Source organism: Sphingobacterium alkalisoli, assembly GCF_005049105.1.
In the GTDB taxonomy this organism is placed as follows: Bacteria; Bacteroidota; Bacteroidia; order Sphingobacteriales; family Sphingobacteriaceae; genus Sphingobacterium; species Sphingobacterium alkalisoli.
This window is the reverse complement of the sequence record NZ_SUKA01000001.1, coordinates 464708-477569: the sequence shown is the minus strand read 5'-3', so window position 1 is coordinate 477569 and position 12862 is coordinate 464708. Positions and strand designations below refer to the sequence as shown.

12 protein-coding genes and 1 tRNA gene are annotated in these 12862 nt (G+C 38.0%); 7 read left to right on the top strand and 6 right to left on the bottom strand.

Features of this window, described 5'->3' with window-relative positions:
- Positions 1-117: 117 nt before the first annotated feature.
- Together FAZ19_RS01815 and FAZ19_RS01810 are read left to right on the top strand one after the other, a co-directional pair.
- Positions 118-1659, top strand: a complete 1542-nt coding sequence (locus FAZ19_RS01815) for an NAD(P)/FAD-dependent oxidoreductase (protein WP_136818888.1) — start codon at positions 118-120, stop codon at positions 1657-1659.
- Positions 1660-1929: 270 nt separating this feature from the next.
- Positions 1930-2002: transfer RNA gene (locus tag FAZ19_RS01810), tRNA-Gly, on the top strand.
- A gap of 120 nt (positions 2003-2122) precedes the next feature.
- Here FAZ19_RS01810 and sufD read toward each other — a convergent pair.
- Genes sufD through sufB form a run of 3 tightly spaced genes read right to left on the bottom strand, consistent with a single transcriptional unit; the run spans position 2123 to position 5752 of the window.
- Positions 2123-3430, bottom strand: coding sequence for a Fe-S cluster assembly protein SufD (gene sufD, locus FAZ19_RS01805; protein ID WP_136818887.1), 1308 nt, complete (start codon positions 3428-3430; stop codon positions 2123-2125).
- A 51-nt stretch (positions 3431-3481) separates the two neighbouring features.
- Positions 3482-4240, bottom strand: a complete 759-nt coding sequence (sufC, locus tag FAZ19_RS01800; protein WP_136818886.1) for a Fe-S cluster assembly ATPase SufC — start codon at positions 4238-4240, stop codon at positions 3482-3484.
- 60 nt (positions 4241-4300) lie between these two features.
- The gene (sufB, locus tag FAZ19_RS01795) at positions 4301-5752 is read right to left on the bottom strand and encodes a Fe-S cluster assembly protein SufB (protein WP_136818885.1); all 1452 of its coding nucleotides are present in this window, start codon (positions 5750-5752) and stop codon (positions 4301-4303) included.
- 315 nt (positions 5753-6067) lie between these two features.
- On the opposite strand from sufB, the gene FAZ19_RS01790 reads away from it, so the two are divergent.
- A complete protein-coding gene (locus FAZ19_RS01790) occupies positions 6068-6538 on the top strand; it encodes an Lrp/AsnC family transcriptional regulator (RefSeq protein ID WP_136818884.1) in 471 nt (156 codons plus the stop codon).
- A 9-nt stretch (positions 6539-6547) separates the two neighbouring features.
- Positions 6548-7630: a DUF6695 family protein gene (locus FAZ19_RS01785; protein ID WP_136818883.1), complete on the top strand. Its 1083-nt coding sequence runs from the start codon at positions 6548-6550 to the stop codon at positions 7628-7630.
- Here FAZ19_RS01785 and ung read toward each other — a convergent pair.
- The gene (gene ung, locus FAZ19_RS01780) at positions 7627-8301 is read right to left on the bottom strand and encodes a uracil-DNA glycosylase (protein ID WP_136818882.1); all 675 of its coding nucleotides are present in this window, start codon (positions 8299-8301) and stop codon (positions 7627-7629) included. The two genes, FAZ19_RS01785 and ung, sit on opposite strands and share 4 nt — an antisense overlap.
- A gap of 223 nt (positions 8302-8524) precedes the next feature.
- Here ung and FAZ19_RS01775 point away from each other — a divergent pair, with 223 nt between their 5' ends.
- The gene (locus FAZ19_RS01775; protein ID WP_136818881.1) at positions 8525-9064 is read left to right on the top strand and encodes a DUF2892 domain-containing protein; all 540 of its coding nucleotides are present in this window, start codon (positions 8525-8527) and stop codon (positions 9062-9064) included.
- 35 nt (positions 9065-9099) lie between these two features.
- Here FAZ19_RS01775 and FAZ19_RS01770 read toward each other — a convergent pair whose 3' ends face one another.
- Both FAZ19_RS01770 and FAZ19_RS01765 read right to left on the bottom strand, forming a co-directional pair.
- Positions 9100-9555: a hypothetical protein gene (locus FAZ19_RS01770; RefSeq protein WP_136818880.1), complete on the bottom strand. Its 456-nt coding sequence runs from the start codon at positions 9553-9555 to the stop codon at positions 9100-9102.
- Between the two features lie 7 nt (positions 9556-9562).
- Positions 9563-10036 carry a DUF4293 domain-containing protein gene (locus FAZ19_RS01765; protein ID WP_136818879.1) on the bottom strand — a complete coding sequence of 158 codons (474 nt, stop codon included), beginning with the start codon at positions 10034-10036 and terminating at the stop codon, positions 9563-9565.
- Between the two features lie 252 nt (positions 10037-10288).
- Between FAZ19_RS01765 and truA the strand changes: the two genes are divergently transcribed.
- Together truA and FAZ19_RS01755 are read left to right on the top strand one after the other, a co-directional pair.
- Positions 10289-11074 (top strand): tRNA pseudouridine(38-40) synthase TruA, encoded by a 786-nt coding sequence (gene truA, locus FAZ19_RS01760; RefSeq protein ID WP_211245413.1) that lies wholly within the window; start codon positions 10289-10291, stop codon positions 11072-11074.
- Complete coding sequence (locus FAZ19_RS01755) at positions 11061-12824, top strand: ABC transporter ATP-binding protein (RefSeq protein WP_136818877.1); 1764 nt, start codon at positions 11061-11063, stop codon at positions 12822-12824. Before truA ends, FAZ19_RS01755 begins: the two co-directional genes overlap by 14 nt.
- Positions 12825-12862 lie beyond the last annotated feature (38 nt).

The following is a 12862-nucleotide window of genomic DNA, read 5'->3' as shown; positions in this document are numbered from 1 at the left end:
TTTTCCTAAAATTACAAATAAAAATTAAGACAAAGCAAATGCCAAACACCGTTTATTCTAAATTTTAACTTAATTGCTACCTTTGTATGTTTTGGGATAAATACCCAGCAGCTACTTATGCAACAAGAAATAGAATTAGCAATCGTTCCCGACTTCATCAACGATACGGTTTATATAGAGGAACAAGGAGCCCTGAAACTAAAGATCGATAAAAAACGGATTAAAGGTCTTCACGTTCGTAAAAGATCTATAGATGCTCGGAATCGTCAGGCTTTTTACCGCATACGTGTTGTATTTTTCATTGATGAAGAGATGGCAGTGGAGACCTCTAAAAGCAACCTAAAAAGCGTTAAAGATGCTAAAACTGTAATTATCGTTGGCGCGGGGCCGGCAGGCCTTTTCGCGGCATACCGCTGTATAGAGCGGGGACTAAAACCAATTGTTATTGAAAGGGGAAAGCCAGTACAGGATCGTCGGAGAGATCTGGCAAAGATAAATCGTGAAGGATCGGTAAATCCAGACTCCAATTATTGTTTTGGCGAGGGCGGTGCCGGAACTTATTCAGACGGTAAACTATACACACGTTCAAATAAACGTGGCGATGTACAGAAAGTATTATCCATATTTGTGGATCATGGGGCTACTCCAGATATATTAGTGGATGCACGCCCCCATATAGGCACGAATAAATTGCCCCACATTATTGAAAGTATCCGTTCACTTATCTTGGAAATGGGCGGTGAAGTACAGTTTGACACTCGGGTAATTGACATTAATGAAACCTTTGGTAGCGTACGTGGTGTAATCACAGACAAAGGACAAACCATAGACGCTGAACATGTAATCTTAGCCACTGGGCATTCGGCAAGAGACATATTCGAACTGTTTCGTCAAAAAAACTGGCTATTAGAAGCGAAATCTTTCGCTTTAGGTGTACGCATCGAACATCCTCAACAAATCATTGATAGGGCACAATATCATTGTGATATACGTCATGAAAATCTCCCTCCTGCCTATTACAGTTTGGTAGAGCAGGTGAATGATAGAGGTGTATTTTCTTTCTGCATGTGTCCCGGTGGAATTATTGCGCCATGTGCAACAAGCGACGGCGAAATCGTTGTAAATGGATGGTCCCCTTCCAAGCGGAATAATCCACATGCTAATTCCGGAACAGTTATTCAGATCAATATCGCAGACATTCCTAGCGCTGTGAGCAATCCTTTTGCTTTATTGGAATTTCAGCGGCAGATTGAACAAAAGGCTTTCCAATTTGGTGGAGGCAAATTGGTTGCACCTGGACAACGTATGGTAGATTTTGTTGAAAATAGAATATCAACTGATCTGCCATCAAATTCATACAAGCCTGGTGTTTTGTCCGCGAACCTGAAAGAAGTGCTGCCAGACTTCGTATCGAAAACCTTGAAAGCTGCTCTACCTCTTTTCGGTAAGAAAATGCGCGGATATTATACAAATGAAGCGCTGCTAGTTGGCGTAGAATCGCGCACATCTTCACCAATCCGCATCCCGCGAGACAAAACAACATTTCAACATCCACAAGTTAAAGGTCTATATCCTTGCGCAGAAGGAGCAGGCTATGCGGGCGGCATAGTTTCTGCCGCTATCGATGGCATAAATTGTATAGATGCTATAAAATTTTAATACGCTATTCTTTCTTGTCTTTAAATTCACAATAAAGAGGTACGAATTTATATATTTATACGGTATTTACAAGGAGTTCACAGGGGTTTAACAGGGGGGTTATAGGGCTATATCTCTAAAAACACACTATTAATACTATCTATTATATCTGTAAATATTTATTAAATAGATAAGTTAATTCCATGTAGATATGAAAAAGAAATAAACCATTTAATTTTCAAATTATCTATTGACAGATGAAAAACATGTTGTAACTTTGTGGTACAATCAGCGAAAGTAGCTCAGTTGGTAGAGCACAACCTTGCCAAGGTTGGGGTCGCGAGTTCGAATCTCGTCTTTCGCTCTAATAAAAACAGCCTTCGAAAATTTCGAAGGCTGTTTTTATTAGACGTAGTTAGCTTGAAAAATAAGGAAGCGCTTGAATCTTCATCCAAACGCTTCCTCTACTAAAACTATATTAATATTATTTTTTTTCCAATCCTTCCGCTACAAGACCTTCCACATACTTTCTCACCGCTTCATTGGAAAACCGGGAAGTAACGTCAAATGCAAAAGCATGGACGAGTAAAATTCGGGCAGATTCTTCACCAATACCACGGGCTCTTAAATAAAACAGAGCTTCATCGTCGAATTGTCCCATTGTGCAGCCATGTGAACATTTAACATCATCCGCAAAAATCTCTAGCTGCGGTTTGGTATAAACCGTTGATTTATCTCCTATCAACATGTTATTATTTTGCTGAAATGCATTCGTTTTTTGGGCATCTTCACGCACAAAAATCTTACCATTAAAAACCGCAGTTGAGGAATCTTGAGGAATGTTTTTGTACCATTCATATGATTCGCAATGAGGTTTCAGGTGATCTACAATCGTATGATTATCTGCAAACTGACTGTCTTTCAGTAAATTGATACCATATAAATGTGATTCCACATTCTCGGCATCCAATCGTACATTAATGTTATTCCTTACAAACGAAACTCCAGGAAAAGTACAATTATAATTATTATATAAACTATGTTGTTGTTGATAAATTTCTGTGTGATTGATGTAGCTTCCGCTATCCGCAGCTAATTGCAAATAGTAATGCTGTACTTTTGCATTTTCCTCCAATACAATTTCAGTCACCTTATTATGTAGGTTCTCTGCTGTATTGTTCAAAGTAATAAAAGATTCGATCAACTCAACTTCAGCATTAGCTTCTACCACGAATAAGTTACGTGTTTGCGAAAAGAATGCTGCACTTCCAGTTGCAATGTGGATAATATGAATTGGTTTAGAAACCACTTTATTTTTTCCAACGTACAGATAAATCCCAGACGTGTATAAAGCCGTATTTAACGCGACTAAGACATTATCGGTTTTATCTGCATATTGTGCAAAATGCTTTTTAAATCCGTCCTCTTGAGCAGCATCCTCGATTGATTTTACCATAACTCCTATTTCGTCTTCCAAAGAAGAAAATGCCATCACATATTGACCGTTAATCAATACAATACGATGTGCGTCCAAATTAGGAATATCGGCTTTACTAAAATCAATATCTGCGAGATCTACATCTTCATTCAATAAGTACGTTTTATTGACAAGATTTTTAATATTTGTATATTTCCAATCTTCATCTTTTACTGTAGGGAAACCCTCCCTCTCAAAACGATCAAACGCTTCTTGACGTATTGCTTTAAGAGTCGAAGGTTCGTTCGACATTTCCAATTCTCGGAACGTCGATGTCAACTGTTGGAATAAAGAATTTGCTACTAATGTACTCATGTTATTTATTATCAATCCGCTCATCACCTCAATTAATTGTCGTAAAACCGATTAGGCATTTTGCGCATCTAATTCTTTTAACCAGTCGTATCCTTTTTCCTCTAACTCCAACGCCAAGTCTTTCGTTCCTGTTTTTACTATGCGGCCATCGTGTAGTACGTGTACAAAATCCGGAACGATGTAATCCAAGAGACGTTGGTAATGCGTGATAACGACAAAAGCATTTTCTTTAGAACGCAATTGGTTTACCCCTTTTGCGACGATACGTAATGCATCAATATCTAATCCGGAATCTGTTTCATCCAAAATTGATAATTTAGGATTTAACATCGCCAATTGAAATATCTCATTACGCTTTTTCTCACCGCCTGAAAAACCCTCGTTCAAAGAGCGATTAGCCAAATTCGCCGAGAACTCGACTAATTTTTGCCTCTCTTTTACCATTTGTAAGAATTCTTTCGCTTCCATTGGAGGAAGGCCTTTGTATTCACGAATATCGTTTACAGCAGTTCTTAAGAAGTTGATGTTCGATACACCAGGAATTTCGACAGGGTATTGGAATGCTAAAAACAAACCCTCCCGGGCTCTATCTTCCGGAGAAAGATCCAATAAATCTATTCCATCCAATAAAGCTGTACCGTCAGTTACTTCGTACGAATCTCGCCCTGCTAGAACATTACCTAAAGTGCTTTTTCCAGCACCATTGGGTCCCATTATAGCATGAACTTCTCCAGCTTTAACTTCTAAGTTTAATCCTTTTAATATTTGTTTGTCTTCAACAGACGCGTGTAAATTCTTAATTGATAACATTTTTTTAGTATTGCGTATTGAGAAATGAAACGATATCTTCCGAATGTTTCATTATTTAAATTATCCTACTGATCCTTCTAGAGAAATCGCTAATAGTTTTTGTGCCTCGACAGCGAATTCCATTGGGAGTTGATTTAGCACCTCTTTTGCATAACCGTTTACGATTAGCCCTACTGCCTTTTCTGAATCAATACCACGTTGGTTTAAATAGAACACCTGATCCTCGCCAATTTTTGAGGTTGTGGCTTCATGCTCCAATTTCGCCGATTTATTTTTACTCTCTATATACGGAAAAGTATGTGCACCACAACGATCTCCAATCAACAACGAGTCGCATTGCGTAAAATTACGTGCATTATCCGCATTTGGTCCAATTTTCACCAGCCCCCGATAGCTATTATGACTATTTCCTGCAGAGATTCCTTTAGAAATAATTTTCGATTTGGTGTTTTTACCTAGGTGGATCATCTTTGTACCTGTATCCGCTAACTGCTTATTACGCGTCATCGCTACAGAGTAAAATTCTCCTACCGAATTGTCGCCTTTCAAAATTACACCCGGATATTTCCAAGTAATCGCAGACCCTGTTTCAACCTGAGTCCAAGATATCTTAGAATTGTCGCCTTTACATATACCTCGTTTGGTTACGAAGTTGTAAATTCCACCGATTCCATTTTTATCACCCGGATACCAGTTCTGAACAGTTGAGTATTTTATTTCTGCATCTCGCTGTGCAATCAATTCCACTACCGCCGCATGCAATTGGTTTTCATCACGCATTGGCGCTGTACAGCCTTCAAGGTAAGACACATACGAACCTTCATCTGCGATGATTAATGTTCGCTCAAACTGCCCAGTATTCTGTGCATTAATTCGGAAATAGGTAGATAACTCCATTGGACAATGAACCCCTTTAGGTATGTACACAAATGAACCATCAGAAAACACCGCAGAATTTAACGCCGCGTACACATTATCGGTCTGAGGTACTACTGTACCTAAATATGCTTTAACCAACTCAGGATGCTCCTGTACAGCTTCTCCAAATGAACAAAATATTACACCCTTTTCTTTTAACTTCTCGCGAAAAGTGGTTTTTACAGATACAGAATCGAAAACGGCATCTACAGCCACAACACCCGCTAATATCTTTTGCTCATCTAACGGAATTCCCAACTTAGCAAACGTAGAAAGCAATTCTGGATCAACTTCATCCAAACTCTCCAGTAGTTTTTTAGGCTTGGGAGCTGCATAATACGATAGATCTTGAAAGTCAACTTCTGGGTTCTTAAAATTTTGCCAAGTAGGCATCTTCATTGTTAAAAAATGACGAAAGGCTTTTAATCTCCATTCCAATAACCACTCCGGTTCATTTTTCTTTGCAGAAATCATGCGAACGGTATCTTCATTCAATCCCCTTGGCGCGATATCCATTTCAATATCGGTTGTAAAACCGTATTTATATTCCTCCTGCTCCAGCTCTTTTAGTAACTCGTCGTCTTTGGTACTCATAACTTTTTCCCTTTTTATATGATTTAGGCTATCACCTAACTCTATTTCGGACAACAAAGTTACGACTTATCCCCCAATAAAACAGTAACCTTTGACAGCTTAAGCATCATTTTTGATGAAATTTGTGATAAAAATCATTTGTTCTAATGATATAAGCATTTTTGTCTAATTTATATGACATAAAAATGATAGCAAATAAATTAAAACTATTTTAAATTGGTATAAAAATAGTTTTTAGTGATATCTAGGTTTTATGGAATTTGGCTTCAGATAAATTTGTATATTTACCAACCTTTGATATTATCATCAGACAATATGACATCTCAACTTGATAAATTAGATTTAAAGATTTTGCGGTTGTTACAGGAAAACGGACGTATCACCAACCTTCAATTAGCAACGAATATTGGTCTTTCGCCAGCCCCGACATTAGAACGTGTACGTAAACTGGAAAACGGCGGTTTTATCAAAAGTTATCATGCTTTTGTCGACGAGGAGATGCTGGGTCTTGGCATTAAATCTTTCATTCAGATCTCTTTAGACTTCCATACGCATAATGCTATTCCAGAATTTGTAGAAGCTGTAAAATCCATACCTGAAGTAACGGAATGTCACCATGTAACAGGCAATTGTGATTTTATCCTAAAAGTATATGTTAAAGACATCAAAGCCTATGAAGCTGTTATCATGGAAAAAATTTCGAAGATACCTTTCGTTAAAACCTTTCAAACCATGATGATTATGTCTACATCTAAAAAAGAACCCATCATCCCATTAGAATATTAGCCCGTTCCTATGCTCAAAAAAAAATCATCCTTCAAAGACTTTGCAATTATCCTTACTTGGCCAGATGCCACCATAAGGGGTGACGAAAAGTGGATGATGCTTTTTAAAAAAATTGGGCTCGTCAAAAATTTAAATTTTAAAGTTGGCCATACCGGTATAGTAATCGTAAATCACAAAAACGGTGAAATGCTCTTTTACGATTTTGGACGTTACATCGCCCCAAGAGGATATGGAAGAGCTCGATCCAAACTTTCCGATCCACGGTTGGAAATAAAAATAAATGCAACGATTCAAAACGAGGAGATTATAAATTTGCCAGAGATAATTAGTCATTTTGAGGAGCTTAAATCGGCTATGTATGGCGAAGGAAGAGTTTATTTTTCTGTGGCAGAAGATATTGATTTCCATTTAGCAAAAGAATACGGAGACAGCTGTGTAGAGCAAGGAACCTATCCTTACGGCGCCATAGCCAAAAATAACAACAACTGTTCTCGCTTCATCACTCGAATGCTCATGAAAGCCGCATTAAAATACCATTTTTGGCATGGGATTAACATTCCAGAAACTATAAAAGCCAGTCCGATAAGTAATGTGGTAAATACGGCTAAAAATAGAATGGTATATTCCTTTACTCCTGAAGAAGGATTAAAAAACTTTAGAATGAACCGTTGGCAATCATTCTGGTTTTTAGTCCAGCAATTGCGCGACAATGTCTACCGCAAAAAAGCAAACCTCTTACCGAATGACCAAATAATTGGAGCCATAGATTTTCGATCAAAGCCGATCGCAATCCCTAAGGAGGCGATGTATTTGGGAGGTGTTGGGGATGGGGCTTGGTACACTATTAGACCCACTGATAAAAACAATAAGCTGACCATAAAACGATACACCTCATGCGGTGAGTTGGAGTACATTGTAATTGGAAAAAGAGAAGAAGCTATTGATTTCGACAAACCATGGAAAGTAGTCTACGATAGTCATCTACTTTTTACACATCTCGAACAAGAGGGAATCAGGTACAAAATCCATCACGTCGAGCGAATTTCGATTAACAGTCAAATGTACAACGATACTTCAGAATTGTATGCTTAATCAATCTGCCAATCTATTGGCTTCACTCCTTGCTGAAGAAGATATGAATTCGTTTGCGAAAAATGCTTGCAACCATAAAATCCCCTATAGACCGACAAAGGTGACGGATGCACAGACTTTAGAATAAGATGTTTTGACGGATCGATAAATATACTTTTCTTTTGAGCGTATGACCCCCAAAGCAAAAAAACCACACCCTCCCGTTCTTCCGAGATTTTCTTAATTATTGAATCCGTAAACTCCTCCCAGCCCATCTTTTGGTGAGAAGCTGCTTGATGAGCCCGGACGGTCAAGGTTGCATTCAATAGTAGAACACCCTGTTTAGCCCAATTGGTCAGATCTCCCGTTTTAGGGTAAAAAAAACCAGGAATATCAGAAACCAATTCTGTAAAAATATTTTTAAGTGAGGGAGGGAAGGAAATGCCTTCAGGGACAGAAAACGACAAACCATGAGCCTGTCCATCGTTGTGATAAGGATCCTGTCCCAGTATCACTACTTTAATATCTGGAAAGCTGGTAAGTTTAAATGCGTTAAAAACAAGATTTTCAGGAGGAAAAACTTTATACTGTTTGCGCTCTTCCTGAACAAAGTGAGACAACTTTCTCACATAATCTTGAGCGAATAAAGGTTTCAATATTGGGCTCCAACTTTCGTGATATTTATTATTCATACTTTCAAAAATACAATTTTACATTTTTATCATTCAAGCAACTTGAACAGTTTCGATTTTTATCTTCATCCAACGTAACTCAGTACCTAGGTAGAATCGATCGCCGCAACTAATTTATGAAAAAAAAGTCTTGATGAATAATTACCTTTATATACAACCTCAATTAAATTGTATATAAAGACAATTTTATCTAAGTTTGTAGATAAAAATAGAAAGAGGAGAGATGTCAAATTTAGTACGCATAATAATTAGTAGTCTTTTATTGGTGGGAACCATTGCGTTGTTTTGGTTTGGTCATTGGGGCTGGGGTATTTTAGGCATATTGGTTACGATACTAGCTTGGGTAACTGTTTTTTTTAACGAAAATATGCTTATTGCGCAGTGGTATTTTCGTAAGCAAAATATAGCTCATGCGGAGAAGTGGTTGAATAATATTAAAGATTACGAAAAGCAGCTTATTTCGGCTCAACAGGGGTATTATCATTTGCTATTAGGCCTTATTCAGTCGCAACGTGCCCCTATGCAATCCGAGAAATTCTTTAAAAAGGCATTGACATTAGGTTTGCATATGGATCATAACGTTGCTTTGGCAAAACTAAGTTTGGCCGGTGTAATGATGGCAAAACGCAACAAAAGGGAAGCTGAAAAATTACTACAGGAGGCTAAAAAGGCCGATAAAAACAAATTGTTAGCCGATCAGATCAAGATGATGAAGGACCAGATGGCGATGATGGATAAACAACAATTCAGGTATTCAAGATAAAAAAGGCTAACAAATTGTTAGTCTTTTTTTACTGATTATAACTCAACAACTTTCTCTACATATTTACCCTCTTCTTTACTGTCTTCAAACACGAGCTTTACGTGTGTAGGGCGCCCCCTCTCCTTCGTCCAATTTGCGACTTTGATTTGAAAAGGTACAGGAATATCCTCTTCCATGAAATAATGAAGATAATTTTGACGATGCGCTAATAAGACAAGTACTTTTCCCATCTTCATATTATCATATAAATGAAAATTTCCTTTCGAATCAGCGACTTGTGTAGCATATGTGTTTAACTTAAACTCTCGGGGATGCCGCTGATAGGATATCAAAAACAAGTCTACAATAGCTGTATCTCCTTTTGAAGAAAGTGCAACATTCTTTACGTCTACCTGAATTTCATCCACAAGGACGGTTGCAGTATCTGTTTCCTGCGCAAACACCAAATGTGTGAATACTACAAAAAATAAACTCCAAATTATCTCTTTCATCTTTTTATTATCTTAAACGATCTGCTGATTTGATAATCTTGTCATCCTTACGGATACCACCAACAGCCATTCCCAGAAGTATAACTGTTGTGGGTAATAAGAAAAATCCAATACCAATATTATTCGCTCCAATAGATTGTGAGATTAGAGAAAGCGTGTTATTCGCAGTCACGATAAGCCAAACAGCAAATAAAACAATCAGTAAAATTTCTATTAAAACCAATGATATCTGACGCTTCCTATTTTTGAACTGGAAAATAATATAAATAGGAAATAGCCCCAGGGCTATCGTCGCTATCATCTGCAGTATATTCGTGTGCTGTTTTATAGGTTCACCATTTACAGCGGTATAGGAACCAGTCACATACAATTTTTTACCTAAGCCTACTAAATCGTTATAATTTAAATAAGGGAATAAAAATAGACCAAAAATGGCAAGGCTAGCTAGTAGTAACCATATTGTTTGAATGCGTTGTATCATATAATATCGATATTTTAATTGACAACAAACTTAGATAACTTGTCGTTCAAATGCAAGTATCTAACGCTTATCTGCTGTTAACAGCATACTTCTCAGATGGAATACCCTATAAACACAAAAAAAGCCATTTAGTTTATGGCACAATTCAATCTCGATATCCAAATCATACGCTTATCGTCATTTTTCCATCTTTTAAACCTTTTAGGTCTACTAGACATTTTAGTGCATTACTAATTTACGTACCTTTGCTTGGTGAAAGGTATAAAACGCTTTTTTTTAGAAGTTGCTTACGATGGCACCGCTTACCATGGCTGGCAAATACAGCCTAATGCGGTATCCGTACAGGAAAAACTAGATTATGCTTTAGGGACTTTACTCCGGGAAGAAGTGGCCACCCTTGGTGCCGGAAGGACGGATACTGGCGTACATGCGAAGCAATTATATGTACACTTTGACAGCGATAATGCATCACTTATCAACAGTCCCGACCGATTCATACATTCGCTTAATGCCCTACTCCCATTTGACATTGCTGTGTTACGACTTTTAGAAGTGGCATCCGGATCACACGCTCGCTTCGACGCAACCGAGCGGTCATATGAATACCATATTCATTTCACAAAAGATCCTTTTTTAATCAATAAGTCCTGGCTACTTCGTGATCGACTTAATGTACAAAGACTGAACGAAGCCGCTAGGCTATTAGTGGGCAAAAAAGATTTTGGTTGTTTTAGTAAATCAAATACGCAGGTATTCACAAATATTTGTACTATAAAAGAAGCGCAATGGGTGGAGATAGGTGAAAAATTGGTTTTCCATATTACTGCAGACCGGTTCCTACGTAATATGGTTCGCGCTATTGTTGGAACATTGTTAGAAGTCGGAGCCAAAGGCAAACCCATTTCTTATGTGGAAGAAGTACTTGCCAGTCGGGATCGTTCAAAAGCCGGCACTTCAGTACCAGCACATGGATTATACCTCACTAAGATAAAATATCCTTATATTGACCCATTAAAAAATAACATTGAAAGATACTAAAATAGTAGGGAAAGCATACGACAGCAGATTGATCGCTAGGCTAACGAAATATATGCGGCCATATCGTCGTATATTTTGGGTATCCGTTATATTGACTATATTGCTGGCCGCTGTAGCTCCCGCTCTTCCCCTCCTGATAGAACATACGCTCGATCGATATATTTTATCCGCTAACTACAGTGGTTTAACAACGATGCTGATCATTATGCTGCTTTTGCTAATCGCGCAAACAGTTATAAGGTATTTCCACACGTTAACTACCAATACGCTAGGACAATCGGTCATTCGGGATATTCGGATTCAGGTATTCAATCATATTACTAATCTTAGATTAAAATACTTTGACAATACACCTATTGGGAGATTGATCACACGTACAATCTCCGACCTTGAAACTATATCCAATATTTTTTCCGAAGGATTAATCCAAATTATAGGAGATTTGCTACAATTGGTTGTTATTCTCGGGGTCATGTTTTATACAGACTGGCGTCTTACTCTAATTGTACTGATACCCATGCCTTTGATGATAGGTGCAACATATGTTTTTAAGGAAGCCATGAAATCTGCTTTTCAATCCGTAAGACTTTGGGTTTCGAACCTCAATACATTTCTACAAGAGCATATTTCGGGAATGGGTTTAATTCAATATTTCGCAAGGGAAGAGCAGGAAATCCGAAAATTTGAGGCCATCAACAAAGAACATCGGAATGCACATATTCGCGCGAACTGGTATTTCTCTATTTTCTTTCCGGTGTTAGAAATTATCATAGCAATCGCAACTGGCTTGTTGGTGTGGTACGGATCGAAGCAAATATTGGGTGACGTCATATCACCTGGAGTGGTAGTCGCCTTTTTGATGTACATCAACATGATTTTCAGACCTATCCGCGAGCTTATTGATAAGTTTAACACGCTTCAAATGGGAATGGTTTCAGCGGAGCGGATATTTGAAGTATTGGATACCAAAGAGTCCACTCCCAATAAAGGAACATACAAACCCGATCATGTACGTGGCGAGATTGAATTTAAAAACGTGTGGTTTGCGTATAACGATGAAAAATGGATATTAAAAGACGTAAACTTTAAAGTGCGTGCCGGAGAGACCTTGGCACTTGTAGGCGCCACGGGAGCCGGAAAATCCTCTACCATCAATATTTTAAGTCGATTTTACGAAATTCAAAAAGGAGAAATCCTTTTAGATGGTGTAGATATTCGCACATACGATTTAAACTTTTTACGCAAAACTATCGCTACAGTATTGCAAGATGTATTCCTATTCTCAGACACAGTTTTAAACAATATTACATTACGTGACCCCTCTATCCATAAAAAGAATGTTATAGAGGCGGCCAAAAAAGTTGGAGCCTATGACTTCATTATGCGTCTTCCAAATGATTTCAACTATGAAGTACAAGAACGAGGAGCTACACTTTCCGCAGGACAAGCTCAATTGGTATCCTTCATACGTGCGCTAGTACATGATCCTAAGATATTAATTCTCGACGAGGCTACATCTTCAATTGACACAGAAACCGAGCAGCTTATTCAATCTGCTATTGACAATTTGATGGAAGGAAGAACGGCCATTGTCATCGCCCACCGATTGTCTACTATTCAAAAAGCGGATAAAATCATCGTACTTGATAAAGGAGAGATTAAGGAAATGGGATCACATCAGGAACTTCTTGCTCTAGACGGACATTACAAAAACCTGTACGATCTCCAGTTTAATTCAATTGGAATTTAGCATACGTTAATCAGATATACAATGCGTTAAAGAAACAA

Excerpts from the sequence above, each read along its gene's own strand:
- FAZ19_RS01815 (WP_136818888.1), top strand. The coding sequence starts at position 118 with ATGCAACAAGAAATAGAATTAGCAATCGTTCCCGACTTCATCAACGAT.
- FAZ19_RS01785 (WP_136818883.1), top strand. The coding sequence starts at position 6,548 with ATGCTCAAAAAAAAATCATCCTTCAAAGACTTTGCAATTATCCTTACT.
- FAZ19_RS01775 (WP_136818881.1), top strand. The coding sequence starts at position 8,525 with ATGTCAAATTTAGTACGCATAATAATTAGTAGTCTTTTATTGGTGGGA.
- sufC (WP_136818886.1), bottom strand. The coding sequence starts at position 4,240 with ATGTTATCAATTAAGAATTTACACGCGTCTGTTGAAGACAAACAAATA.
- sufD (WP_136818887.1), bottom strand. The coding sequence starts at position 3,430 with ATGAGTACATTAGTAGCAAATTCTTTATTCCAACAGTTGACATCGACG.
- sufB (WP_136818885.1), bottom strand. The coding sequence starts at position 5,752 with ATGAGTACCAAAGACGACGAGTTACTAAAAGAGCTGGAGCAGGAGGAA.
- FAZ19_RS01765 (WP_136818879.1), bottom strand. The coding sequence starts at position 10,036 with ATGATACAACGCATTCAAACAATATGGTTACTACTAGCTAGCCTTGCC.
- FAZ19_RS01770 (WP_136818880.1), bottom strand. The coding sequence starts at position 9,555 with ATGAAAGAGATAATTTGGAGTTTATTTTTTGTAGTATTCACACATTTG.
- ung (WP_136818882.1), bottom strand. The coding sequence starts at position 8,301 with ATGAATAATAAATATCACGAAAGTTGGAGCCCAATATTGAAACCTTTA.
- FAZ19_RS01790 (WP_136818884.1), top strand. The coding sequence starts at position 6,068 with ATGACATCTCAACTTGATAAATTAGATTTAAAGATTTTGCGGTTGTTA.